The 23,771-nt window shown below is 72.7% G+C and carries 18 protein-coding genes; 6 read left to right on the top strand and 12 right to left on the bottom strand.

The features are described from left to right. Positions 1 to 5 precede the first annotated feature (5 nt). Both ACIBK0_RS05970 and ACIBK0_RS05975 read right to left on the bottom strand, forming a co-directional pair. Positions 6 to 446 carry a roadblock/LC7 domain-containing protein gene (locus ACIBK0_RS05970; protein ID WP_399076105.1) on the bottom strand — a complete coding sequence of 147 codons (441 nt, stop codon included), beginning with the start codon at positions 444 to 446 and terminating at the stop codon, positions 6 to 8. Further along, positions 443 to 3,373, bottom strand: a complete 2,931-nt coding sequence (locus tag ACIBK0_RS05975; protein WP_399076107.1) for a nitrate- and nitrite sensing domain-containing protein — start codon at positions 3,371 to 3,373, stop codon at positions 443 to 445. The genes ACIBK0_RS05970 and ACIBK0_RS05975 overlap by 4 nt, the downstream gene beginning before the upstream one ends. Positions 3,374 to 3,791: 418 nt before the next feature. Here ACIBK0_RS05975 and ACIBK0_RS05980 point away from each other — a divergent pair, with 418 nt between their 5' ends. Then, positions 3,792 to 4,322 (top strand): hypothetical protein, encoded by a 531-nt coding sequence (locus ACIBK0_RS05980; RefSeq protein ID WP_399076721.1) that lies wholly within the window; start codon positions 3,792 to 3,794, stop codon positions 4,320 to 4,322. Positions 4,323 to 4,490: 168 nt separating this feature from the next. Here ACIBK0_RS05980 and ACIBK0_RS05985 read toward each other — a convergent pair whose 3' ends face one another. The 5 genes from ACIBK0_RS05985 to ACIBK0_RS06005 all read right to left on the bottom strand — a co-directional run bounded on the left by ACIBK0_RS05985 (position 4,491) and on the right by ACIBK0_RS06005 (position 13,516). Continuing rightward, complete coding sequence (locus tag ACIBK0_RS05985) at positions 4,491 to 4,889, bottom strand: hypothetical protein (RefSeq protein WP_399076109.1); 399 nt, start codon at positions 4,887 to 4,889, stop codon at positions 4,491 to 4,493. Between the two features lie 289 nt (positions 4,890 to 5,178). Beyond that, positions 5,179 to 10,053 (bottom strand): hypothetical protein, encoded by a 4,875-nt coding sequence (locus ACIBK0_RS05990; RefSeq protein ID WP_399076111.1) that lies wholly within the window; start codon positions 10,051 to 10,053, stop codon positions 5,179 to 5,181. Between the two features lie 61 nt (positions 10,054 to 10,114). Beyond that, entirely contained in the window at positions 10,115 to 10,993 is an 879-nt protein-coding gene (locus tag ACIBK0_RS05995; protein ID WP_399076114.1) for a hypothetical protein, read from the bottom strand. Between the two features lie 133 nt (positions 10,994 to 11,126). Next, positions 11,127 to 12,653: a hypothetical protein gene (locus ACIBK0_RS06000; protein ID WP_399076116.1), complete on the bottom strand. Its 1,527-nt coding sequence runs from the start codon at positions 12,651 to 12,653 to the stop codon at positions 11,127 to 11,129. A gap of 158 nt (positions 12,654 to 12,811) precedes the next feature. Beyond that, positions 12,812 to 13,516 carry a GntR family transcriptional regulator gene (locus ACIBK0_RS06005; RefSeq protein ID WP_399076118.1) on the bottom strand — a complete coding sequence of 235 codons (705 nt, stop codon included), beginning with the start codon at positions 13,514 to 13,516 and terminating at the stop codon, positions 12,812 to 12,814. 221 nt (positions 13,517 to 13,737) lie between these two features. On the opposite strand from ACIBK0_RS06005, the gene ACIBK0_RS06010 reads away from it, so the two are divergent. From ACIBK0_RS06010 to ACIBK0_RS06030, 5 genes are read left to right on the top strand one after another with little or no spacing between them, the layout of a single operon-like run. After that, positions 13,738 to 15,057: an MFS transporter gene (locus tag ACIBK0_RS06010; RefSeq protein ID WP_399076120.1), complete on the top strand. Its 1,320-nt coding sequence runs from the start codon at positions 13,738 to 13,740 to the stop codon at positions 15,055 to 15,057. Next, positions 15,054 to 15,884 carry a putative hydro-lyase gene (locus ACIBK0_RS06015; RefSeq protein WP_399076122.1) on the top strand — a complete coding sequence of 277 codons (831 nt, stop codon included), beginning with the start codon at positions 15,054 to 15,056 and terminating at the stop codon, positions 15,882 to 15,884. The genes ACIBK0_RS06010 and ACIBK0_RS06015 overlap by 4 nt, the downstream gene beginning before the upstream one ends. 46 nt (positions 15,885 to 15,930) lie before the next feature. Continuing rightward, positions 15,931 to 16,689 (top strand): LamB/YcsF family protein, encoded by a 759-nt coding sequence (locus tag ACIBK0_RS06020; RefSeq protein WP_399076124.1) that lies wholly within the window; start codon positions 15,931 to 15,933, stop codon positions 16,687 to 16,689. A 50-nt stretch (positions 16,690 to 16,739) separates the two neighbouring features. Beyond that, entirely contained in the window at positions 16,740 to 17,357 is a 618-nt protein-coding gene (locus tag ACIBK0_RS06025; protein WP_399076723.1) for an allophanate hydrolase subunit 1, read from the top strand. 34 nt (positions 17,358 to 17,391) lie between these two features. Then, complete coding sequence (locus ACIBK0_RS06030) at positions 17,392 to 18,261, top strand: biotin-dependent carboxyltransferase family protein (RefSeq protein ID WP_399076126.1); 870 nt, start codon at positions 17,392 to 17,394, stop codon at positions 18,259 to 18,261. Between the two features lie 25 nt (positions 18,262 to 18,286). On the opposite strand, the gene ACIBK0_RS06035 is transcribed toward ACIBK0_RS06030, so the two are convergent. The 5 genes from ACIBK0_RS06035 to ACIBK0_RS06055 form a co-directional block, all read right to left on the bottom strand. After that, positions 18,287 to 19,141, bottom strand: a complete 855-nt coding sequence (locus ACIBK0_RS06035; RefSeq protein WP_399076128.1) for an SGNH/GDSL hydrolase family protein — start codon at positions 19,139 to 19,141, stop codon at positions 18,287 to 18,289. Beyond that, on the bottom strand, positions 19,138 to 20,292 hold the full coding sequence (locus tag ACIBK0_RS06040; RefSeq protein ID WP_399076130.1) for a glycosyltransferase: 1,155 nt from the start codon (positions 20,290 to 20,292) through the stop codon (positions 19,138 to 19,140). Before ACIBK0_RS06040 ends, ACIBK0_RS06035 begins: the two co-directional genes overlap by 4 nt. Further along, positions 20,289 to 21,413 carry a glycosyltransferase family 4 protein gene (locus ACIBK0_RS06045; RefSeq protein WP_399076132.1) on the bottom strand — a complete coding sequence of 375 codons (1,125 nt, stop codon included), beginning with the start codon at positions 21,411 to 21,413 and terminating at the stop codon, positions 20,289 to 20,291. The genes ACIBK0_RS06040 and ACIBK0_RS06045 overlap by 4 nt, the downstream gene beginning before the upstream one ends. A 139-nt stretch (positions 21,414 to 21,552) precedes the next feature. Next, positions 21,553 to 22,971, bottom strand: a complete 1,419-nt coding sequence (locus tag ACIBK0_RS06050; RefSeq protein ID WP_399076135.1) for a HEAT repeat domain-containing protein — start codon at positions 22,969 to 22,971, stop codon at positions 21,553 to 21,555. Positions 22,972 to 23,271: 300 nt separating this feature from the next. Then, complete coding sequence (locus tag ACIBK0_RS06055; RefSeq protein WP_362517465.1) at positions 23,272 to 23,664, bottom strand: ankyrin repeat domain-containing protein; 393 nt, start codon at positions 23,662 to 23,664, stop codon at positions 23,272 to 23,274. Positions 23,665 to 23,771 lie beyond the last annotated feature (107 nt).

Below are 23,771 nucleotides of genomic sequence, written 5' to 3' on the forward strand. Positions count from 1 at the left end.
TCCCACTACCCGCCCGAAGGCAGATCGGTGCGCGGAGTGGCTGCCAGATGTACGCCGACCCGCTTGACGAGGAGCGTCATTTCGTACGCGACCTGCCCGACGTCGGAGTCGGCATCCGAGAGGACGGCGAGGCAGCTGCCGTCACCGGCGGCCGTGACGAACAGGAAGGCCTCGTCGAGTTCGACGACGGTCTGCCGGACGCTGCCCGCCTCGAAGTGGCGGCCGACGCCCTTGGCGAGGCTGTGGAAGCCGGATGCGACGGCGGCCAGGTGCTCGCTGTCCTCGCGTGTCAGATCCTTGGAGGCCCCGGTGGGAAGGCCGTCGCCGGAGAGCACGATCGCCTTGCGGATGCTGGCGACGCGGTCCACCAGTTCGTCGAGAAGCCAGTTCAGTTCGCCTGACGCCGTGCCGGTCGTGGTGGGTCCTGCGGCCTTCGGTGCGGTCATCGACCGTCCCCCTTTGTCGTTCCTGGTGCTGTGCCGTCCTGGGCCTCGTCGCCCGCGGCGTTCTCCTGGCGGCCGCGCTGCCAGCCCCGCTGGAGCGAGGCCATCCGGTTGCGTACCTCGTCGGCGTCGCGGTCGGCAGAGTCCGCTCCCGTGCCGTTGCGAGCCTTGTCCCGCTCGGTTCGGCGTTCGGGGCCGGCCTTCAACTGCGGGGCCAGATTGGCCTGTCGGACGCGGCGGGGCAGTGGGCCCACACCCGATTCTGCCTCTCCCGTCATGGCGTCGGAGCGCGGGGTGGTCTCGCCCGTAATCGGCGACGCGGAGGTACGACGGGTGCGCTTGGGGAGGGCGGGGGCATCGCGGAGGCCGGGCGCCTCACGCAGACCGGCGGTCTCTCGCGCGCCGGAGGCTTCGCGAAGGCCAGGGGCCTCGGAGCGCTCGCCGCCACGCCGTGCCGGGGTCTCGCGGCGCTCACCGCGGCGGGCCGGCAGCGGCTTCGCGCCGTCGAGCTCGAGCGCGCCGCGCTCCGTCGGCTCCAGGTTCTGCACCGGCTCCAGACTCTGCAGTGGCTCGAAGTCCATGGCGAGTTCCTCGTCCGTCTCGTCGCGCCGCGACCTCGTCTGGGTCACGGGGCGGCCGTGCGAGCTGACGAGCTTGGGGGCCCGACGCCTCGGCAGCGGGACGGGGGCGACATCCGCAAGGTCGTCGTCGCCGGAACGGGCGGGCTCGCCACTGCTGTCGCCCGCCTGCTGGTGCGGCTCGCCAGGGACGCCGACGATGGAGCGGCGCGGCCGGAACAGTCCGCCGCGCTCGCTGTCCTCGTCGTCGAGGGCGCCCGGGAAACCGGTGAGGGTGTCGAGCCCCCGGTCCAGGTCGACCGGAGCCTCCAGTTCGACCGGACCGTCCAGGATCGAGGCGGGCAGGCCCGGGAGCCTCACCGGCGCCTGGGAGAGCGCCGCCGTGCGGCCCTCCTCGCTCTCGCCCTCCTTCGAGGGCAGCGCGCGGTCGAGGCGGAAGCCGATGCCGTTGGTGTCCGGGACGTCGTCCGTGAGCAGCGCGTCGGGCATGAACACGACCGCGGTGGTCCCGCCGTACGGGGACGGCTGGAGGGAGACACGGACGTTCTGCCGCTGGGCGAGCCGGCTGACCACGAAGAGGCCGAGCCGGTCGGTGTCGGAGAGTTCGAACTCGGGGGTCTCGGCGAGGCGCAGGTTGGCGTCGAGGAGCGCCTCGGCGGCCATGCCCAGGCCGCGGTCGTGGATCTCCAGCGTGAAGCCGTTGGCGACACGCTCGCCGTGGACCTGGACGGCGGTGTGCGGGGGTGAGAACACCGTGGCGTTCTCCAGGAGTTCGGCCACCAGGTGGGTGAGGTCGGCGACCGCGGGTCCTGTGACGGCGACGCGCGGAAGACGCCGCACCTCGATGCGTTCGTAGTCCTCGACCTCGGCGACGGCGGCGCGGACGATGTCCATGAGCTGGACCGGCTTGCGCCACTGCCGGGACGGGGCGGCGCCGGAGAGGATCACCAGGCCCTCGGCATGGCGGCGCATGCGCGTGGTCAGGTGGTCGAGGCGGAAGAGGTCGGCGAGTTCGTCGGTGTCCTCGGTCCTGCGCTCCATCGTGTCGAGCAGGGTGAGCTGCTTGTGGAGCAGGACCTGGCTGCGGCGGGCGAGGTTGACGAAGACCTCGGAGACACCGTCGCGCAGTTCGGACTGTTTGACGGCGGCCTCGACGGCGGCGCGCTGAAGGGTGTTGAGTGCCTGGCCGACCTCGCCGATCTCGTTCTTGTCGTACTCCAGGCGCGGCACTTCGGTCTCGACGTCAACCTGTTCACCGGCGGAGAGGCGGCGCATGACACTGGGCAGCCGGACGCCGGACGCCTCGTGGGCCTCCAGGCGCAGTCGGCGCAGATCGCGGATGAGGCTCCGGCCGATGCGTACCGAGAGGAAGAACGAAAAGAGCAGGGCGACCAGGCCGAGGACGCCGACGACGGCCGCCTTGACGATGAGGTCCATCGCTACCGGCTGGACGCGGTCCTGCAGGCGGTCACCGGCCTGGTCGTTGAGGGTGGCGAGCTCGCTCAGCACGCTGCCCGCGGCGGCGTCCCAGCTCTTGGCGCTCACGGAACGGGGCGTACTGGGGTCGGAGTTGATGATGGACTGCTCGGCGGAGTGCAGCGAAGCGGTGGAGGCGTTCTTCCAGAACCTGTCGTAGCGTTCGCGTTCCGCCGCGGGCATCACCGGCAGGCTGATGTCGTACATCAGGGTGCGCTGCGCGATCAGGTCGGAGATGTCGCGGATCTCTTCGCGTGTGAGCTCCCCGACCACAAGGGCGGAGCCGAGCAGGGCGTCCTCGCGGGAGAGGAGTTCGCGGGCGCGGGTGATGTTGACGAGGGCGCGGGCCTGCGTGTCCATCTCCACGTTGTCCACCCCGTCGAGGGAGGCCAGCAGGGCGTAGCAGGGGTCGACCAGGCGGTTGTAGCGGTCGAGGGCCTGGAGGCGGGTGACCGTGCCCTCCTCGACGCTGCGGCGCAAGGAGTCGACGCCGTCGAAAGCGTCCAGGACGGCGGTGAGGCGTTCGCCATCGCCCTGGTCCAGTTCGTCGCGGACGTCGGGGTCCTTCGCGTTCTTGCGGATCTTGACGATGGCGTCGTCGGTGGCGCTGCGGGTGCTGCGGAGCGCGGAGAGTGCGTCCGACGCCCGCGGGTCGGCCAGATAGACGAGAGTTTGGCGGCGTTCCTGCTGCAGGACACGGACGGTGTCCTCGGTGGGGTAACCGATGTCCTCGACAGCGGTCGACACCTGGAACAGCTGAGTGACCGCCCGCCCCGTGAGTACCGTGGCAAAGCCCCAGATCGCTGTCAGGGACACCAGCGGCACGAGAAGCAGCGCCACGATCTTCCGGCGGATCGACTTCCCGCGAAAGCGCATGGCCTCCCCCAGCTCGACCCCCGCCGGCCGGGGGTACACATATGCGTCAACAAACGGCGCGAGCCTACTACCGACCCACAGTTAACTCGAAGACCCGTCCGGAGGGCGAACTTCCGTACCGGCGAAGCGAGATGGTGAGTTGTCCGGGCATTGCGGGAGATTGCCTCCCGCAATCGCGCGACGACCGCTCATACGGATCCGATCGGCACGGCCGGCCAGTTGGCCAGAACTTTTCGATTCCCGGGAATCTTCAGGACACGCCGTTCGTCCTTCTCTTCGGGAAATGGGGGCGGAATCGGCCACACGAGCCGCATCCCGCAACTGGGCGGGTAAAACAGCGCAAGCCGGGCAGCCACTGGGGAGCCGTGTGTTCGGACACGGGGCGAGCGGTCTGCTGGCGGTGGGGAGTGACACGTTGATGGGCACGGCGGAGCAGCGCGAGGCGCCCACGGAGAGCAGTGCGCCGCACCTGGCGGCGCGGCGGAGTGCCGAGGCACTGGATCGCGACATTCCGGCGCACGGAGGCGGGACCGGGCCCGCTGGGCACGCCACGGCTCAAGAACAGCCGTACTACCGGCCATTGTGGATCGAGGAGTCCGCGCGGCGCCGCCGAATGCCCGATCCGGTGCGCACAGCTGCGGTGCGGGCGGTGCTGATCATCGCCATGACGCTGATCCAGGCGATGGTGGCGTTCCTGTGCACTCTGACCGGATCATGGCTGGCGTTCCCGATGGTCCTCAGTAGCGTGGCGAGCACCGTGGTGGCGACGTGGGCCGCCCTCGACGTCTGGGTGACGCGCCAGGTGTGGAACCAGCGCAACGGCGTGGTGTCGGCACCGAGCAGCACCGCCCGATCCCTGCGGCGCGAGCGGCGCAGGGCGCGTGCCGCGGAGCGGGCTCAGGAGAGCATACGCCGACGGGGCGAGGCGGGGCAGTTGTCGCACCCTTGAGGGAGCCGAGGTCGTAGAGGACCAGGCGGTGCAGCTCGGCCCACACCCCGGCCTCGCCCCACTCGGTGAACCGGCGCTGGGCCGCGGCCACCGGCGCAGGGCGACCGCTGACCCGCGAACACGAAAGCGGCGGGCCCGAGGGCCCGCCCGTTTGCCGACTTGTGACGGTCAGGCCCTGGCGTACTCCCAGCCGCCGCAGTCGTACGGGGTGCCGCTGGACGTGTCCTGCAGGCAGGCGCGGATCTGCAGGGTGGTGCCCTCCGCGAAGGACAGGTTCCAGTCGTGGGCGACGGCGTAGCCGTAGCCGTTGTAGTACGAGTGGGTGGCGGAGCTCGAGTTGTAGCGCCACTGGGCGGCGGTGCCGTGGCCGTCCTTCTTCATGTCGAGGGCGGTGAGGATCTCTCCGTCCTGGGCGAACTCGGTCTTCGCGGTCGGCGAGGTGATGGCGTTGTAGGCCTCGTAGATGTACCCGTCAGCCTGTGCCGGGGCCGTGGCCAGGACGAGCGCCGACGCGGAAGCCGCGGCTATCCCGAGGACAGTCGTCAGACGACGATAGGGAGTGCGCAAGGCAGAGTCCCTCTCTTCGGACAACTGGTCGAGCCTGAACTTACCTGAGAGGAAAGGGAGTTCATCGCCGAATTTCTCCGTGTCCGGCAGTGCGCCAGGCAACGGGAGGGGTCGTTGGCGACCGTTACAGGTCATCTCAATTGGCCAGGTGGGCCCTCGGCTGGACCGCCTGATCCTCGACGAACCCGACTCCCGCGGCGAAGAACGCAAGACCGAGCACGTCCTCGCTGTCGCAAAGCACCGCCTGCGCCCACGCCGCGGAGCCGCATGTCAACACAGTCCCGCGCCCCTAGGGGGTTGCAGGTGCCGGGCGTTTGAACATCCGCGTTGCCGTGATCTCGCTGTGCACCGCCTCGTCCTCATGAGGCTGCCGCGGCAGTCCCGGCCGGAGGTGTTCCTCCACGCTGATGTACTTCAGCCCGGCGCGCAGGTCGGCGTCGTTGCGCAATCGGATGACCAGCGGGAACTCGGCGAGCGCGGTCGTGTCGAACAGGCCGGTGGTGTAGAGGAGCTGGACACCGAGCGCGTCCGAGACAGCCCTCTGCAACTCCAGCAGGTACGTCGCGTTGGCGCGCCCGATGGGGTTGTCCAGGAACAGCGTTCCGGCGTGCCGGTGCTTGTCGCGGCCCCGGTCGTTGCTGCGCAGCGCCGCCATCGTGCAGTACAGCGCGATGGCCGCGGTGAGCAGCTGACCGCCGGAGAACACGTCGCCCATCTGTCCGACGGGGACGCGCTCGGCTCGCAGCACGGCGTCCGGCTTGAGGATCTCGACGGCGATGCCCTTGGGCTGGAGCGCGGCGCTGACTCCGCGCAGCAGCAGCGACATGCCGTCGCGGCGCATGTCGGAGTTCTTCTTGACCGCCGCGCGGGTGGCCTCGTCGACGACCTCGCCCAGCCGCTCGGTGAGCGTAGCCTGGTCGGGCTCCTCGAAGCGGATGCGCAGGAACTCCTGCCCGGACCACTCGCCGAGCCCCTCGGGAAGCCGGGAGAGCCGCTGAGCGGACCGCAGGGTCGCCAGCGCGGACTCCACGAGCCCACGCAACCGGTCGACGATCGAGTCCCGGTTGCGTTCCAGTTGCTCCAACTCGTCGGTGAGGACCCGCAGTCGGGGCGCGAACGCGTCCGCCCACTTCTGCGCGTGCTCGGGCAGCGCGGAAGCGGGCAGCTCGCGGATCTGCTGCCGAGCGGGGGTGCGCACCTGCTCGTACCGTGTGGAGTTCGCATGCCGTACGAGGACATCGCTCGCCTCGCGCACGGCGGCCTCGGCGGCCGAGAGGTCGGCGGCGCAGCCGCGCAGGGAGCGGCGGGTCTCGGCGGCGGAGTGCCGTGCCTCTTCGAGGGTGCCGGGGTAGGGCTCGGGTTCCTCGTGCTCCTCCTCGGCATGCTCCCGCAGCAGGTCCCTGAGGAGGGCGGCCGTCTCGTCGAAGCCGCCGGCCGCGTCCTCGGCCGCGCGGTGGGCGTCGAGCAGCTCGGCGTGTGCCTCGCGCGCCTGGCTCAATGCCTCGGTCCGGGAGGCGAGTTCGGTGGTCGCGGTGCGCAGCAGGCTCTGCGCGTGCTCGGCGTCGCGCGGGACCAGCTCCTCGGCCAGCTCGGTGTGGACCTCGCCGTCCTCGGGCGCATGCCGCTCGGCCTCGCCGCGCAGCCGTCCGAGCTGCTCGCTCGCGGTGGACATGCGGGTCTCCAGGAGCTGCACGAGCTCTTCGGCACGCGCGGCGGCGGCCTGCCGGGAGGGCCCGTCGGAACCGTCCGGCGACTCCAGGAGTGTCGCCGCGCGGGTGCGCACCTTGTTGCTGAGCCGGTCCAGCTCCGCGAGCGCCGCGCTCTCATCGCTCTCGGCCCGCGCCTGCTCAGCCCTCAGGTCGGCACCGACACCGACCTTCTCGTACAGCTGGGACGCGGCCCGGTAGGCCTCACGCAGGGCGGGCAGCGACGACTTCGCAGGGCCCGCCTCGTCCTCCGGTACGTCATCGGGGGCGCCGGCGATCTCCGCGCGCTCGGCACGCAGCGCGCGGGCCGTACGGCGGGCGTCGTCGGCGGCGCGCTGGGCGGCGCGGCGGTCCTCGTCCGCGGCGCGGGCACGCTCCAGGCAGACCTGGGCGCGGGCCTCCGATTCCGTTGCCTCGTCGGCGAGTTCGCGCAGCTTGACCTGCCAGCCGGCCCGCTCGCGCAACCGGAAGGCGAGCCCGGCGAGTGCGTCGGCGGCGCGCCGGGCCCGCTGGGCGGCCTCCTGCCGCTCGTCCCGTACGTGGGCCGCCTCGGCCGCCGCCTCGTCGGCCTCCGCCCGGACGGTCCGCGCCTCGGCGAGCTCGGCCTCGGCCTCCTCGGCGAAGGCGCGCGCGTCCCGGGCGGCCGCGGCGAGCTCGACGAGCCGTCCCGCGGGGCAGCCGGTCCGCCAGGATGCCAGCCGCGCGGCCAGCTCGCGGTCCTTGCCGAGCCGGGCCGCGAGCGCCCGGATCTCCTCGTCCCGCTGGGTCGCGCGGGCGCGCAGCGCCTGCCGCTCCTCGTCGGCGGCGTGCTCGTCGTGCATGGCGGGGTTCGGCGGTACGAGGAACACGTCGCCATCGCCCGCGCCGGGGGCCGGAGTCGGAGCGAGCAGTGCGGCGGCCGTACCGACGGCGACGGCGGACCGCGGCAGCAGGGCGGCCTCGCTGAGCGCCTCGCGGGCCCGGGTGTGCGTGTCCGGGTCGGTGATGATCACGCCGTCCACCAGCTCCGGCCTGGCGGCCAGAACGCGCGCGTGGTCGGCGGGGTCGACGGCCTGTGCGAGGTAGCGCCAGCCGGGCAGCGCCGGGATTCCGTGCTCGCCGAGGTACTCGACCGTGGCCAGGACGTCCGGCCCGGGCGGCAGCAGCCCGCCGTCACCGAGTGCCCCCAGGATGCGTGCGTCGTCCGCCGCGGCGGTCCGCAGCTCGAAGAGCTGGCGCTCGGCCGAGGCGACAGAGTCGTCGAGGAGCTCGCGGAGCTCGTCGGCGTAGTGGTCCAACTGCTCGGGGGTGAGGGGGCCTTCGGCCGGGGGCCAGGTATCGGCACGCGCCACGCCGGAACCGCCGCCCGGGCGGCCGGCCACTGCGCCGACGGCCTGCCGGACGCTTCCTGAGCCGGCGCCCACCGCGCCACCGGTCTGCCGACCGGAGGCACCCCGGTCGTCGGCTCCGGTCGCGCCGCCCTCGGTGCCGTCACCGGCGCCGGAACGGTGTCGCGTCGTGCGGGCACCGCCCTGGCTGCCATCACCGTTGTCCTCGGGTGCGGCCCCGCGCCCGCCCGAACCGTCGGCTCCCGCTCGCGGCACCGGCACGCCGCCACGCCCGGCGCCGGAGGCGTCCGGCAGGCTGAGCAGCTCTGCCAGCCGCTCCTCTCCCGCCAGCGCCTCCGCCGTACGCCGCTCCGCGTCGTACGCCCGCTCGGCGGCAGTCGCCGCATCGGCCGCGCGCGCCGCCGTGAGCTCCGCGCGGGACTCGGTGGAGGCCGCCTCCCGCGCATGCTCCGAAGCGCGTCGCGAGGCCTCGCGTGCGGTGTCCCAGGCGGCGACGGCCGACTTCTCGGCGTCGCTGGCGGCGAGGGCAGCGCGGGCCGGGTCGGCGTCGGGGGCGCTGTCGTCGAGCCAGCCCGCGCGGACCGCCTCGGCGGTCTCCTGCTCGACCTCGGTGAGCCGCTGGCGCAGATGCCCGACCTCGCTGCGGGCGCGCTGCGCGGCGGTGGCCGCCGCGGTCGAGTCGGCGTACGCGCTCTCACCGACCTCCTGGAGCCCGGTGGACCGCTCCTCCTCCTCGTTGGCGAGCGCCTCGGCGCCTTCGGCGGCGCGGTGCAGGGCGCGTACGAGGTCGGCGGCGGCCTTGGCGCGCGCGGCGAGCGCGGGCGCGGCGTCCCGCTCGGCCTCGCGGATCGCGGCGGCCACGCGCGCGGAGCGGTCGGCGGCGGCGCGGTGCCGCAGCACGGCCTCGGCGGCCTGCCAGGCGGCGTGCAAGGTGCGCGCGTCGGCCAGCTCACGCTTCTGCGCGGCGGCGGACTTCTCCGCCCCCGCGAGCGCCAACGAGGCGTGCCGGTAGGCGAGTTCGGCGGCGATCAGCGCGCTGCGTTCGCGGGCACCCTCGGCGTGCGTGACGGCGTACGCGGCGGCGGTCACGCGCTGCGCGAGTTCACCGGCGCGCACGCGCTCCTGCACGGCCCTCGCGGACAGCCTCCGCGCGAGCGTCCGGGTACGCCGCTCGGCGCCCGCGTGGATGTCGCGCGCGCGTGCCCGTGCCTCGGCGGCGTCGACGATCCGGCCGAGCAGATCCACGGACCCGGCGGTGAAGTCGCGCTCGGCGATCAGCTCGGCGCGCCGGCCCAGCTTGTTGCCGAAGCCGCCGACCAGGTCGGCGAGCCCGTCCGTGTCCCGGGTGTCGGTGACGGCACGCAGCAGCAGATCCGTGAAGTCGGAGTCCTTCTTGACGGCGAAGAGACCGGCTGCCTCGCCCTCGTCGGCGTTCATCTCCCGCTGGTAGCGGAAGAGTTCGGGGTCAAGGCCCAGGTCGCCGAGGTGCTCGTTCCAGCGGTCGTGGATCTCCTCCCAGTGCACTTCGAGGTGCGGGTACGCCTTGCCCGCCTCGCTGATCGCATCCCGGAAACCCTTCATGGTGCGCCGCCGCCCCTGCGCGCCGGAGGCCCCCTCGACGGGCGTGCGCACGGCGGTGGCCTCGGCCACCGGCAGATTGTCCAGGCTCAGCCCCGGCCCGGGCCGGAACGAGTACCAGGCCTCGGCGAACTTCCTCGGGTCGTTGGAGACCTGCCGCCCCCGCCACTCGCTCACCTTGCCGACCACGACGCACTCGCCGGTCAGTGTGTGCTGCCACTCCAGCGCGACATGCCCGCAGTCGTCGGCGAGCAGGAACTTGCGCAGCACACCGGAGCTGGCACCGCCCAGCGTGTTCCGGTGGCCCGGGAGCATCACCGAGAAGATCAGCTTGAGCAGCACCGACTTGCCGCCGCCGTTCTCCAGGAAGAGCACCCCCGCGGGCGCGGGCCGGCGCGGCGGCCCGATGGGCTCCTCCTCGAAGAACTCCGCCTGGGTGGGCGCGGGATCGGGCACGGGCTCGCCGACACCCCGCAGGTCAAGCACGGTGTCGGCGTAGCGCGCACCGGCAGGCCCGATGGAGTAGAGGCGGACCCGGGACAGCTCGTACATGGCGGCGGACTCTCGTCGTAAGTCTGGGGTGGATCGAGGAAGTTCAGGCTGCGCGGCCTGTTCAGGAGTGGAAGGGCAGTCCGGCTCCGGCCGCCAACTCCAGGTCGTCGCTGTCCTCGGCGGGCAGCAGCGTCGCAGTGCCGTCGGTCACCGGGACTATGCCCAGCTCGAGGAGCTCGGCCATGGCCGCGCTGCCGGCCATGTCGCGGACCTGAAGCTGATAGCGGGCCGTCGTCCGGTACGTCCCTCCGCCGTCGTCCCCGGTGCGCTGCAGGAACCCGGAGTCGGTGAGGAACGCGACGGCCTTGCCGACGATGCCGGTGGTCGAACCGGCCAGTCTTCGCGCGTCCTTGGTGGCACCGGTGGAGCTGCGCCGCGCCCAGATCCGCCAGGCCGCCTCCAGGTCGGGTGCGTCCGTGGCCGGGTCGGTGTTCTCGCCCTGCTCCTCGGCCCGCTCCTCCAGACGACGACAGGCCTGCCGTACGAACGCGTCGACGCCGTTGACCGAGACGCGCCCGATGTACCCGTCGTCCGCGAGGTCCTCGGGGCGCGGGAACGCCATGGCGGCGACGGCGAGATGCGCGAGCCCGTGCAGGAACCGGTCCCCGGAGTCGGCCGACGCGCGACGCGCGTAGTCGCCCATCCGGACGGCGAACACGGAGTCCTCCGCGGCGGTCACGGCCATGCCCGCGCGCGGGGACACCTCCAGGACGACCAGCCCGAGCCCGGCGGCCACGGCGTCGGCGAGCCGCGCGAACGGCGGGTCCTCGCGGTAGCGCCGCAGCAGCTCCGCGTACTCCTGGTCGCGCGCCGGCTGCAGCTTGGGCTGCAGCCCGAAGGCAACGAGCCGCGCCGCGTCGGCGGCGTCGGCGGGTGTGACGGGCGCGTTCGCCGGAGCGGCGACTGCCTCCGGCTCACTCCACTCGACGTGCTCGGTCACGGTTGGGGCTCCTTGATCTGAAGAACGGGGGCGAGGGCAGCCCCGCACGGGGCGTTGGGCGTGACCTCGTGCGGCTCCGCCGCGTGGGCGCGATCAGCCACAGCCGGCCCGCGGCAAGAGGACGACCGGCGGTTCACGCCGCCTCCGTCCGGTCGGCCGCCATCCCGGCCGCGTCCAGCAGGGCCATCCCCACGATGAGATCCGCCCCGCCGAACTCGGGATCGTCCAGCTCGGTCCCGTCGTCCACGGCGAACAGCAGCTTCTCCTCGCCCTGCCGGTACGCGGTACCGACCGGCGGACTGGCCGCGTGGACGGCCAACAGGGCAACGAGGTAGGGCAGTTCAGGGTCGCGGCGGCGGGCCTCGGCCAGCAGCCCGGACAGCCGCCGCGGCGCATCGGCCGGCAGGTCGAGCAACTCCATCGCGCCGGCGAGCTGCTCCTCGCTGAACCGACTGTCGTCGGGGGTGGCGATGAGATCGGGCTCGGGCATCTCCGCCCCGAGGTGCTCCCGCTCCAGCGGCGGCGTCAGCAGAATGTCGACCAGGTCCCCCACCCGTACGGCCACAGGCGTGCGCAAACCCGTCCCGCGCGCGAAGAACGCGTCCGTCACGCGCAGCGCCTGCTCCACGGGCAGCGGCAGCACGGGCGCCACGAGATGACCGTAGAGGTCGATGCCGGAGGTCGTCATGGGGGTGGCGAAGGCCTGCCGGTCCTGCTCGGCGCGGAACAGCGGGCCGGCCTCCAGGAGCCGGGACTGCAGTTGCGTATGCCTGCGGATGCAGTCCTTGACGATGTCGACGAGCTCGGCGGCGCGGCGCTTCTGCTCGGGGTCCTCGGACTCGTCGCGGGCCTTGCGGATGTTGGTGAGGATCGCGTTCTCATGGCGGTAACGGTCGGCGACGTGGTCGAGGGCCTCGACGATCATGTCGGGCACGGCCTGGAGCCAGTCGACGGCGCGCACATTGCGCCGGGTCGCGTCGAGGGCCCTGCGAAGCGTCTCCGAGTACTGCACGGTCCGGTAGCGTGCCTGCTCGGCGGCGAGCTGGGCGTCGGCGAGCCGACCGCGGCTGATCAGCACCTCGAGTTTGACCTCGGCGGCGATCTGCGCACTGGTGACGTCGGTGTCGAGGGCGCCGACGAGGACGTTGACCGCTTCGTCGGTCGTCCGGAGATAGACACTCCCCCCGTATCCGGGCACCTCCTCGATCAGCTTGAAGTCGTAGTCGCGGCGCACATAGGAGCCGTCCGGAGCGAAAGTGCCGTATACGGCGCGGAAGCCGCGGTCGACACTGCCGACGTTGATCAGGTTCTCCAGCACCCAGCGGGCCACGCGCTCGTGCTCGGCGACGGGCCGCCGCGGGGCCTGGGCGGCGATGCGCGGGATGAGCCTGGCCACTATCTGGTCGTGGTCGGCGCCCGTGTCGAAGTCCATGTTCAGTGTGACGAGGTCGATGGCGGCGAGGGCGACCTCGGCCATCCCGTACACCGTGTACTCACCCGCGAGGTTCGCCTTGCGTACGTCGAGGTCGTGCAGTGGCGCGGTGCAGGCGAGCGCGCGCAGCCGCCGCGCCAGGCCCTCGTCGGCGGCCGGGCCCGGAGCGGGGCGCGGCCCCGCGCTGAGCTGGGGCGGAACGCTGTCCGTCGATGCAGGCGAAGTCACGGTGCACAGACTAGGTCCTCGGTCTGACAACGGTCGAAACGACGCAGAAGGCCCTGACTGTACCGCTGCTTCATGATCGCGGCCGATCCCCGGTGACCTGTGCCGCGTGGCCGGGGAACGAGTCGTCGCCCCGTGCCTCGCGCTCGTCGCGTCCCGACTCAGCCGATACCCTGCCCGCCGTCGGCCACCCGCCGCGCGTACACGTCCACGAGCCCCTTGAGCGAGTCGTCGAGATAGACCGCGAGCAGCCGCTCGGCTCCGTCCCGGTCACCCGCCTCGAGGGTCCGGAGGATCTCACGGTTACGTGCGAGATAGGGCTCGTGGAGGCGCTGCGGGTCGTCCACCACGTGGAAGGCAAGGCGCAGTTCGGCGAAGACGCTGCGCATCAGCTCATCGGTGCGGGCGCTCCCGGCGAGCGCGACCAGCTCCCGGTGGAAGTGGATGTTGGCGGTGGAGACACCTTTCCAGTCACCTTCGCGTGCCGCCCGCCGCCCGTCGGCGACGGCCTGGGCGAGGCCGTCCACGGCGTACGGCGGCTCGCCGAGGCCGCGGACCACGGCGCACTCGACGAGACCACGGGTGCGGTAGATGTCCTCGACGTCCTCGACGGTCAGCACCCGGACGAAGACCCCGCGATTGAGTTCGTGCACGAGCAGCCGCTCATGCGTGAGCAGCCGGAACGCCTCGCGCAGGGTGTTGCGCGAGACGCCTAGCGCCCCTCCGATGCTGTCCTCGGACAGCCGCGTGCCGGGCGGGAAGAAGCCCTCGGCGATGCGACTCCTGAGGATGTCGGAGACCCGCTCGGCGGTGCTGGTGCGGCCCAGCAGGGCGCGATCGTCGGCCAGTCCCGTCAGCTCTGCCATGCCCGGAATTCAATCGCAGATACAAGAACGAAACAACATGGGTATTGAGGGATCGTTCAACGATCCTCTACCTTGGCGGTCAGGCGCCGACCGCTCGACCGCACCGCATCCCTCTGCACCGCTGCGGCGCCCACCGCTTCCGCACGGCACGGCCCCGTTCTCGACTCCCGCACGGCACGGCTCAATCCCCAGCACCCTCCGTCCCTCACTGTGAGGTGCCCATGAGCACGACCCCTCCGCCCCAGGCCCTGACAGCCGACACCCGGCCCGGCACCGGTGAACTCGCCGTTCAGGAAGGCGCGTTCGCCTGGCTGCGCGCGCTCGGTCCGCGCGGCCGCCGCGCCTTCGCCGGCGCGTTCGGCGGCTACGCCCTCGACTCCTACGACTACTTCACACTGCCGCTCAGCATGGTCGCGCTGGCGGCCTACTTCGGCCTGGACAGCGGCCAGACCGGCCTGTTCACCACGGTCACGCTGGTCGTCTCGGCGGTCGGCGGCGCCGTCGCCGGTGTGGTCGCGGACCGGATCGGACGTGTCAAAGCGCTGATGATCACCGTGGCCACCTACGCGGTGTTCACCGTGGCCTGCGGTTTCGCGCCCAACTACGAGACTCTGCTGGTGTTCCGCGCCCTCCAGGGCCTCGGTTTCGGCGGCGAGTGGGCGGTCGGCGCAATCCTGGTCGCCGAGTACGCGAGCCCCAAACACCGGGGCCGTACGCTCGGCGCGATCCAGAGCTCCTGGGCCGTCGGCTGGGGGCTCGCCGTGCTCGTCAACACCCTTGTCTTCCAGTTCCTGGACGCGGATCTGGCCTGGCGCGTGATGTTCTGGACCGGCGCGCTGCCCGCGTTGCTCGTCCTTTGGGTGCGGCGCCAGGTGCATGACGCCCCGGAGTCGGCCGAGCGCCGCGCGGACAGCGCCGAGAAGGGCTCGTTCACCGCGATCTTCAAGCCGGGCAGGGACGGCGCGCCCGGGCTGCTGCGGACGACGGTCTTCGCGGGCCTGCTCTCCACGGGAGTCCAGGGCGGCTACTACACGCTGGCCACCTGGGTGCCCACGTACCTCAAGACGGAGCGCGGACTGTCGGTCGTCGGCACCGGCACGTACCTCACGTTCCTGATCTCCGGAGCCTTCATCGGCTACCTCACGGGCGGCTATCTCACCGACAAACTGGGCCGCAAGCGCAACATCCTGCTCTTCGCGATCCTCTCCGCGGCATGCATCCTCGCGTACGCGAACATCCCCAGCGGCGCCAACACCCTTCTCCTTGTGCTCGGTTTCCCGCTCGGCTTCTGCATGTCGGCGATCTTCAGCGGCTTCGGCTCGTACCTCAGTGAGCTGTACCCGACGGCGGTGCGCGGCACGGGGCAGGGCTTCACGTACAACACGGGACGGGCCGTGGGCGCCGTCTTCCCCACCACCGTCGGCTTCCTTGCCGACAGCTGGGGCGTGGGCGGCGCGCTGGTCTTCGGCGCCATCGGCTACGCGCTCGCCGCACTGGCCCTGATCGGACTCCCCGAGACCCGTGGGAAGGAACTCCTGTGAACGACACAGTCCAGGACCGCCCGGTGAGCCTGCTGGAAATCGACGGCCACGCGCACGCGTGGACACCCAACGAGGCGCGCGCCCAGTTCCGTTCGGGCGTGTCGGGCCCCACCGCCGGAGTCGCCGCGGGCCACACCCAGGCGAACCTGATCTCGGTGCCCGCCGACTGGGCCTACGACATGCTGCTGTTCTGTCAGCGCAACCCGAAGCCCTGTCCGGTCCTCGACGTCACCGACGCCGGTTCCTGGAGCACTCCGCTCGCTCCGGGCGCCGACCTGCGCACCGATCTGCCGCGCTACCGGGTGTGGGAACACGGCGAGTTGGTCGACGAGCCCACCGACGTGGTCGACCGCTGGCGCGACGACCTGGTCTCGTTCCTCATCGGGTGCAGCTTCACCTTCGAGTGGGCGCTGAGCGAGGCGGGCGTGCCGATGCGCCACATCGAGCAGGGCCGCAACGTGTCCATGTATGTGACGGGGCGCCAGTGCCGTCCGGCCGGGCGGCTGCACGGCCCGATGGTGGTGTCGATGCGCCCTGTCCCGCCGGAGCATCTGGCCGCGGCGATCAGGGAGAGCAGCCTGCTGCCCGCCGTGCACGGCAGCCCGGTGCACTGCGGGGAGCCGTCGGGGCTGGGCATCGAGGACCTCTCGCGCCCCGACTTCGGCGATCCGGTGGACGCCGCACCGGACGACATCCCGGTGTTCTGGGCCTGCGGAGTGACACCGCAGGCGGCCGTGATGGCGTCCCGCCCGCCCTTCGCGATCACCCACGCGCCCGGCCAGATGTTCCTCACGGACACCCGCGACGAGCAGTACCGCGTGGTCTGAGAACAGCCGACGACATCACGGCCCGACGAAGGAGAAGACCCACCTCATGACCCCGATCGATCTCAACGCCGACCTCGGCGAGGGCTTCGGCCGCTGGCGCCTCACCGACGACGAGCAGCTGCTGTCCGTCGTCACCAGCGCCAATGTGGCCTGCGGTTTCCACGCCGGCGACGCGTCCACCATGCGGCGGGTGTGCGAGCTGGCGGCCGAGCGCGGTGTGCGGATCGGCGCCCAGGTCTCCTACCGGGACCTGGCGGGGTTCGGGCGGCGAGCGATGGACGTGCCGCCCGACGAGCTGGCCGCCGAAGTGGCGTACCAGATCGGCGCCTTGGAGGTGTTCGCGCGCGCGGCGGGCACGCGCGTGTCCTACGTGAAGCCACACGGCGCGCTCTACAACCGCGTCGTGCACGACGAGGAACAGGCGGGGGCGGTCGTCGACGGCGTCGTGCTCGCGGACGCCGGCCTGCCCGTCCTCGGCCTGCCCTCCTCCCGCCTCCTGAAACTGGCCGAGCAGGCGGGACTGCCCACCGCCACCGAGGCGTTCGCGGACCGCGCGTACACCGAGGAGGGCACCTTGGTGCCGCGCGCCCAGGACGGCGCGGTGATCACGGACGCGGACACAGTGGTCGAACGCTCGGTGGGCCTGGCCCACTTCGGAACGGTGACCTCCCGCTCCGGGGAGCGCATCCCGGTCCGCGCCCGCTCCCTGTGCCTGCACGGAGACACGCCGGGCGCGGTGGAGCTGGCCCGCCGGGTGCGCGCCCGGTTGGAATCGTCCGGCGTCCGCGTGGAGGCCTTCGTATGAGCGCACTGTCTGCCGGGGACGGGAGGAGGACTCCGTCCGCCGGCGACGGCATGAGGGCGCTGCCCGTCGGCGACCGCGCCCTGCTCGTCGAGGTCTCCTCGGGTGACGCGGCCCAGGCCCTGCACGCCGAACTGCTGCGCCGCCGCGCGGAGGGCTCCCTCTCGGTGCGGGAGATCGTCCCCGCGGCCCGCACGGTCCTCCTGGACGGCCTGGACGACCCCGCGCGCCTGGCGGAGCGGCTCCCGACATGGGACATCCCACCGCTGCCCGCGCGCGCGAACGAGGCGATCGAGATCCCCGTACGGTACGACGGTCCCGACCTGGCGGATGTCGCGGCTCTGTGGGGTGTGCCCGAGCAGCTGGTGCCCGAGATCCACGCGGCGGCCGAATTCCGGGTCGCCTTCTGCGGGTTCGCTCCCGGCTTCGGCTACCTCACGGGCCTGCCGGCGCGCTACGACGTCCCGCGCCGGGCGACTCCGCGTACGACGGTTCCGGCGGGTTCCGTTGCGCTGGCGGGCTCGTACACGGGCGTGTACCCGCGCTCGTCGCCGGGCGGCTGGCAGCTGATCGGGACGACGGACGCCGTGTTGTGGGACCACGCGCGCGTGCCGGCCGCGCTGCTCGCTCCGGGCTCCCGGGTCCGCTTCGTACCGGCGAGGTGCCCGTGACCGACCCGGCCCTCTTGTCAGCGCCGAGGCGCTCATGACCGACCGTGCCCTCTCCGTCGTCCGGGCCGGGGCCCTGACCACCGTCCAGGACCAGGGCCGGCCCGGCCACGCGCACCTCGGCGTGCCGCGCTCCGGCGCCCTCGACGGGCCCGCGGCGGCGCTTGCCAACCGGCTCGTGGGCAACCCCTGCGAAGCGGCCGTTCTGGAGACGACACTCAACGGGTGTGCCCTGCGGCCGCGTTCTGCGGTCACCGTGGCGGTGGCGGGAGCGCCCTGCCCGGTCACCATGGACGGGCGACCGGCCGCCTGGGGAGCGCCCGTACACGTCCCCGCCGGAGCACTGCTGGACGTCGGCCAGGCACGGGCCGGATTGCGCGGCTATGTGGCCGTCTCCGGTGGAGTGGCCGTGGACCCGGTCCTCGGCAGCCGCTCCACGGACCTCCTCTCGGGCCTCGGCCCCCCGCCGCTCTCGGACGGCATGGTGCTCCCCCTGGGCCGCCCGGACACGCTCCACACGCGCGTGGACGTCGTCCCGCATGTCGCTCCGCCCGCCGAACTCGTCCTGCGCGTGACGACGGGCCCGCGCGACGACTGGTTCACGGAGTCGGCCGTGCGCACCCTCCTCACCGGCGCCTACCGGGTGTCGTCCGCGAGCAACCGCATCGGCCTGCGGACGGAAGGGCCCTCACTGAAGAGGGCCGTTTCCGGCGAACTCCCCAGTGAGGGCATGGTTCTGGGCGCCGTCCAGGTGCCACCCGACGGCCGCCCGGTCGTCTTCCTCGCCGACCACCCGACCACCGGGGGTTACCCGGTGATCGCGGTCGTCCGTTCCACCGACCTCGCCGCGGCCGCTCAGGCGGTCCCGGGCACGCCGGTCCGCTTCGTGGCCGTACGCCGCCGCTGAGTGCCCCCGCGCAGCCGCTGAACCGTCATGCCGCGTCCGGCTGTTCGGCCACCGACAGCGCGGCCAGCGCGGACGCGACGGCGTGCGAGGCACTCAGGTCGAGCCGCGCGCTGGTGCCGCGCGCCCGGTGGCGCACCTCGGCGGCGGCGAGGGTGAGCAGCTGCGGCAGCAGGTCCGTACACCGCCGGGCCACCCACCCTGTCCCGGCGGTGGCCAGCCACAACAGACTCGCCGACCGCGTGGGCGCGGGAAATTCGGGCTCGGCCGAGGGCGCGGCCCCCGTGGCGATGCCCTGCTCGGTCAGCAGCGCATGGAACCGCAGGGCGAGTTGCCGGTGCCCCTGTTCCCCCGGGTGGAGCCGGTCCGCGCTCCACATCGCCCGGTCCGTCAGCCACTCCTCCTCCGCGGCATGCAGATGCACCGCCCCGTACCGCTCGGACAGCGCGTGCACGACCGTGTTGACGGCCCGCTGCCGCCGGGCCAGCGGGCGGGCCAGCGCGCCAGGCAGACCCAGCATGGAGCCGGGATCCGGCAGGCAGGCCGTCATCACCACCGCATCCCGAGCCCGGAAGGCCGCGTACACCTTGTCGAGCCGCGCTGCCACGGAGTGAATGTCGAAGGTGCAGCGCAGGGTGTCGTTGACACCGATCACGACAGAGACGACGTCGGGCTCCAAGGCCAGCGCCGCCGGTGTCTGCCGGTCCAGCACATCCCGCGTCTGCGCCCCGCTGACGGCGAGGTTGGTGAACTCCACGGGCGTGTCCGCGGGGGCCAGCCCCTGCGCGAGCAGTGCGGCCCACCCCCGCCAGGCTTCCCCGACCGGGTCGCCGACGCCTTCGGTCAGCGAGTCCCCGAGGGCCACGAACCGCAGCGGTCTCATCCGACGCCCTCCTGCGCGCGCGGGCGCACCGGAACCGTCGCGTCGTGCGCGGCGAGGAAACCCTCCACCGCGGCGTCCCAGCCGAAGCACTCGGCACGCGCGCGTGCGGCCTGCCTGCGCTCACCCTCGGGACGCCCGAGCAGCAGCCGTACCGCGTCCGCGAAGGAGTCCCCGCTGTCCCCCGCGGTGGCCCCGGCGGACCCGACGACCTCCGGCAGGGCGGACAGGGCGCTGGCCACCACGGGCGTGCCGCAGGCCATCGCCTCCAGGGCGGCGAGCCCGAACGTCTCGGCGGGCCCGGGGGCCAGGCACACGTCGGCGGAGGCCTGCAGCGCACCGAGCACGGCGCGGTCGGAGACGTGCCCGAGGAAGGTGACGGGCAGACTCCGCTCCCGGGCGCGCTGTTCGAGCCGGGTCCTGAGCGGTCCGTCCCCGGCCACGACGAGCACGGCCCGCTGTCCGCGCCGCAGCAGCGCCTCCAGCGCGTCGAGTGCCGTGCCCGGCCGCTTCTCGACGGACAACCGGGAGCACATCACGAGCAACGCCTCGTCCGCGCGCGCGTGGTGGGCGCGCAGCCCGGGGTCCCGCAGCGCGGGGTGCCGACCCACCAGATCGACGCCCAGCGGGGCACGTACGACATTGCGGGCGCCGATGCGGACGAACTCGCGCTCGGCGAACTCCGTGGTGCATACGACCCGCGCATAGGTGTGCGCCGTACGGACGTTGAGGGCGTCGGCGGTCCGCCGGGCCATCCCCTCGGGAAGGCCCCAGGTCCGCAGCACTCCGTCGGCGGTCTCGTGGGAGACCATCACGGCGGGCACCCGGGCCCGCCGTGCCCACACTCCGGTCCAGCGCAGGGTGGTCCGGTCGGAGACTTCGAGGCGGTCGGGTGCGAGCGACTCCAGGAGCCGGGCCACGCGCCGCTTGTCCGTGAGCACGCGATAGCCGCCGGTCCCGGGCAGAAGCGGCCCGGGGAGCGTGATCACCCGACCCTGCTCGGTGTCGCGGTCGCTCGCGCGCTCACCGGGGATGATGAGCACAGGTTCGTGCCCGGCCGCCCGGTAGCCGGCGCCCAACTCCCGCAGCGCGGTGCGCAGGCCGCCGGACGCGGGGGCGACGAAGTTGGCGAGCCGTACGATGCGCAGGCTCATGCCGCCACCAGCTTCCGAGCCGAGAGCACATCGGCGTAGTGCCCGATGAGCTGGTCGCCCACGGCGGCCCAGGTGCGGCCCTCGACCATGGCACGCCCGGCGGCCCCGTAGGCGGTACGGACGGCCGGATCAGAGGTCAGGGCCCACACCGCGTCGCGCACGGCGGCCGCGTCGCGCGGCGGCACCAGCAGTCCCGTACGCCCGTGGGCCACCAGGTCGAGCGGCCCGCCCGCCGCGGGCGCGACGACGGGCACCCCGCTCGCCATGGCCTCCTGCACGGTCTGGCAGAAGGTCTCGAAGGGGCCCGTGTGCACGAAGACGTCCAAGGAGGCGAAGATCCGGGCGAGTTCGTCACCGGTGCGACGTCCGAGGAAGACCGCGCCGGGAAGCGCGCCCTGCAAGGTGGTTTCGCTCGGCCCGTCGCCGACCACGACGACGCGTACGCCGTCCAGTCCGCACGCCCCGGCGAGCAGTTCCACCTGCTTCTCGGGGGCGAGCCTGCCGACGTAGCCGACGATCAGCTCGCCGTTCGGCGCCAGTTCACGACGGAGTGCCTCGTCCCGGCGGTCGGGACGGAAGCGGACCGTGTCCACGCCGCGCGGCCACAGCCGTACCCGCGGCACACCGTGTGCCTCCAGGTCGTGCAGGGCCGCGCTGGACGGGGCGAGCGTCCGGTCGGCGGCGGCGTGCACGGAGCGTATGCGCCGCCACGCGGTGGCCTCACCCGCGCTGATGTATGTGCGGGCGTAGCCGGCGAGGTCGGTCTGGTAGACGGCCACGGCGGGAATGCCGAGGCGGGCGGCGGCCGCCATGCCGCGGACGCCGAGGATGAAGGGGCTGGCCAGGTGGACGATGTCGGCGCGGTGTTCGGTGATCGCCGCGGCGACGCGCCGGCTGGGGAGGGCGACGCGGACCTGGGGGTAGCCCGGGAGCGGTAGGGAGGGGACACGGATGACGGGGCACGGCGCGAGAGCGTCGGGCCCGCTCCCGGCCGCGGTGGCCGGGGCGACGACGAGGGGAGCGTGACCGCGATCGACGAGGTGCCGGGCGGTCTGGAGCGCGCAGTGGGCCACGCCGTTCACATCGGGGGGAAAGGATTCGGTCACGATGACGACACGCATACCCGTGTTGTCGCCGCACCGGACGTGGCCGCGTCAACGTGGATCTTTGCGAACGGTGAACGTCCCATGAGCGTTGCGCTGCACACCCGAGCAGGTCGGCCCCCGTCCATGCCCTCCTGACTCCGGGGTCACCGAACGTTCATACGGCCGGCATGTCGGGGCCGATCCGGCTCCGTACCGCTGTCTGGACGTCCGCCTCCTCGGCCGGATCCGCCGCCAGCCGGCGCAGCTGATCCACCACACGGGCATCACCGGTCTCGGCGTGCCGGGCAGCCACCTCGCGCGTGGTCTCCTCGCAGTCCCACAGGCATTCGACGGCGAAGCCCGCGGCGAACGAGGGGTCGGTGGTGGCCAGGGCACGGGCGGCGCGCCCGCGCAGATGGGATGACGCGGTCTCGCGATAGATGTGCCGCAGCACGGGTGCGGCACAGGCGATGCCGAGCCGTCCGGTGCCGTCGACGAGGGTCCACAGGGTCGGTGCGTCGGGGCCTTCGCCGCGTACCGCTTCCCGCAGTGCGCCCAGGACCAGTTCGCTGTCCTGCGCTCCGCCCCGGCAGGCGAGCATCCGTCCCGCGGCGGCGCCCAGAGCATCGGGCCGGTGCGCCCAGCCTCGTGCCCGGTCGACGGCGGCGACACTGCGCATCCGCTCGAAGGCGTCGACGGCGGCCTCGGCCACGGTCGTCGATCCGTCGGCCACGGCTGTCTCGATCAGGTCGAGGGCGTCCGGATCATTGCTGTCGGCGAGATAGCGCAAGGCGGTGCAGCGCGCTCCGTCGCCGCCGCCGCGGGCGGCGGCGACGATCTCGGGCCGGTCTTCGGGGCCGGCGACGGCGGTGAGGCAACGGGCGGCCGGGACATGGAGCGCGGCGCCGCGGTCGATGCCCTGCTGCGCCCAGTCGAAGACGGCCTGGACACTCCACCCCGGGCGGGGCCCGGACGGTCGCATCTGCCGCTGCCAGCGGTCGAAGGAACCCTGTTCCTGAGCGGCACGCACACGCGTGCCGATGGATTCGCGCGGATCGTCGGCCCACAGCCGCCAGGGCCGTGGCTCGAAGGCGTCGCGCACGGCGGCGGCCAGTTCGGCCTCGCCCTCCGCGTCGGCCGGGAAGCGGGCGAGTACGGGCGCGGCCAGGGCACGCAGACCCGCGTCGTCGTCGCGCAGGGCCAGCTCGTCGAGGGCCCAGGCCCAGTTGGTGCCGAAGGCGGCGTACCTGCGCAGCAGTTCGAGCGCGTCGCGCCTGCCGTACGAGGCGAGGTGCCCGAGGACCGCCAGGGCGAGCCCCGTGCGTGACTCGCACGTGTCGAGGACGTCCTCGGCGTCGAAGAGGTGCCGCTCGATCTCGTCGAGCTCACCGCTCAGATCGAGGTAGAGACGGGCGTAGTACAGGGAGCGGTTCTCCACCTGCCAGTCGTGGCGGGGATCGCGCAGCACACAGTGGTTCAGTGCCGCGAGCGCTTCGGCCCGCGGTGCGGTGAGCGCGTGCAGCGTGCCGTCGCCGCGGCCCCTCTGGAGCAGGCCGAGCAGCGTTCCGCTGGGCGCTATGACCGGATCGAACATGGGAAACAGCCTCACATCAAGCGTCGACGCAACCGGGATCCTGCATTACCTGGCCGCGTGACAACACGTCGGAGCGCCCGCCGTTTCTTGCTTGCTGTAGACCATCTTCCTCTGCCTCTCGTCGGTGGCCCATGCGGGCCGCATCACGGCCCGCGCGGTGCGGCAACACCTGCCCAGCCATCGCGTCCGTGAATCACGACGTCATGATGACCCAGCGGTTCTTCCTGCCGCGACCGCATTTCCGGCGGCCCCGTTCCGCCTCCCTTATTTCTTGCGTTTCGCCTGGTCAGGGCGTTCGAGTCAGTGTGCGCCGAACAATTCGAGCAGTTCCGTCTTGCCGAACATGCGCGCCGTGTCGACGGCCGAGGGCGTACCCGCGGCCGGATCCGCGCCGCCGTCCAGGAGCACCCGGATCACGGCCTCCTCGCCCTTGAAGACGGCCCCGGCGAGCGGTGTCTGACCCCGGTCGTTGATGCGGTCGGCCTCGGCGCCGCGCTCCAGCAGGGCGCGTACCGCCTCGGCGTGGCCGTGGTACGCGGCGAGCATCACGAGCGAGTCGCCGCGGTCGTTGGTGAGATTGGCCGGAACGCCCGCGTCCACGTACGCGACGAGCGCCTCGGTCTCGCCGCGACGCGCCAGATCGAAGATCTTGGTCGCCAGCTCCACGACCTCGGGGTCGGGGGCTTCACTCATCGGCGGACCGCCTCTCACAACGACTACAACGGGGACTGCGGGAGCTTACGACAGCGAGCGGAGCTGTCATGCCCGGGCCGGTACGGCGGCGAGCGGCGCCCCCGTAC

The sequence above is a fragment of the Streptomyces sp. NPDC050564 genome (assembly GCF_044457265.1).
Classification (GTDB): Bacteria; Actinomycetota; Actinomycetes; order Streptomycetales; family Streptomycetaceae; genus Streptomyces.

Excerpts from the sequence above, each read along its gene's own strand:
- ACIBK0_RS06025 (WP_399076723.1), top strand. The coding sequence starts at position 16,740 with ATGAGGGCGCTGCCCGTCGGCGACCGCGCCCTGCTCGTCGAGGTCTCC.
- ACIBK0_RS06035 (WP_399076128.1), bottom strand. The coding sequence starts at position 19,141 with ATGAGACCGCTGCGGTTCGTGGCCCTCGGGGACTCGCTGACCGAAGGC.
- ACIBK0_RS06020 (WP_399076124.1), top strand. The coding sequence starts at position 15,931 with ATGACCCCGATCGATCTCAACGCCGACCTCGGCGAGGGCTTCGGCCGC.
- ACIBK0_RS05980 (WP_399076721.1), top strand. The coding sequence starts at position 3,792 with ATGGGCACGGCGGAGCAGCGCGAGGCGCCCACGGAGAGCAGTGCGCCG.
- ACIBK0_RS06050 (WP_399076135.1), bottom strand. The coding sequence starts at position 22,971 with ATGTTCGATCCGGTCATAGCGCCCAGCGGAACGCTGCTCGGCCTGCTC.
- ACIBK0_RS05990 (WP_399076111.1), bottom strand. The coding sequence starts at position 10,053 with ATGTACGAGCTGTCCCGGGTCCGCCTCTACTCCATCGGGCCTGCCGGT.
- ACIBK0_RS05970 (WP_399076105.1), bottom strand. The coding sequence starts at position 446 with ATGACCGCACCGAAGGCCGCAGGACCCACCACGACCGGCACGGCGTCA.
- ACIBK0_RS06030 (WP_399076126.1), top strand. The coding sequence starts at position 17,392 with ATGACCGACCGTGCCCTCTCCGTCGTCCGGGCCGGGGCCCTGACCACC.
- ACIBK0_RS06005 (WP_399076118.1), bottom strand. The coding sequence starts at position 13,516 with ATGGCAGAGCTGACGGGACTGGCCGACGATCGCGCCCTGCTGGGCCGC.
- ACIBK0_RS06055 (WP_362517465.1), bottom strand. The coding sequence starts at position 23,664 with ATGAGTGAAGCCCCCGACCCCGAGGTCGTGGAGCTGGCGACCAAGATC.
- ACIBK0_RS06010 (WP_399076120.1), top strand. The coding sequence starts at position 13,738 with ATGAGCACGACCCCTCCGCCCCAGGCCCTGACAGCCGACACCCGGCCC.
- ACIBK0_RS06045 (WP_399076132.1), bottom strand. The coding sequence starts at position 21,413 with ATGCGTGTCGTCATCGTGACCGAATCCTTTCCCCCCGATGTGAACGGC.
- ACIBK0_RS05975 (WP_399076107.1), bottom strand. The coding sequence starts at position 3,373 with ATGCGCTTTCGCGGGAAGTCGATCCGCCGGAAGATCGTGGCGCTGCTT.
- ACIBK0_RS06040 (WP_399076130.1), bottom strand. The coding sequence starts at position 20,292 with ATGAGCCTGCGCATCGTACGGCTCGCCAACTTCGTCGCCCCCGCGTCC.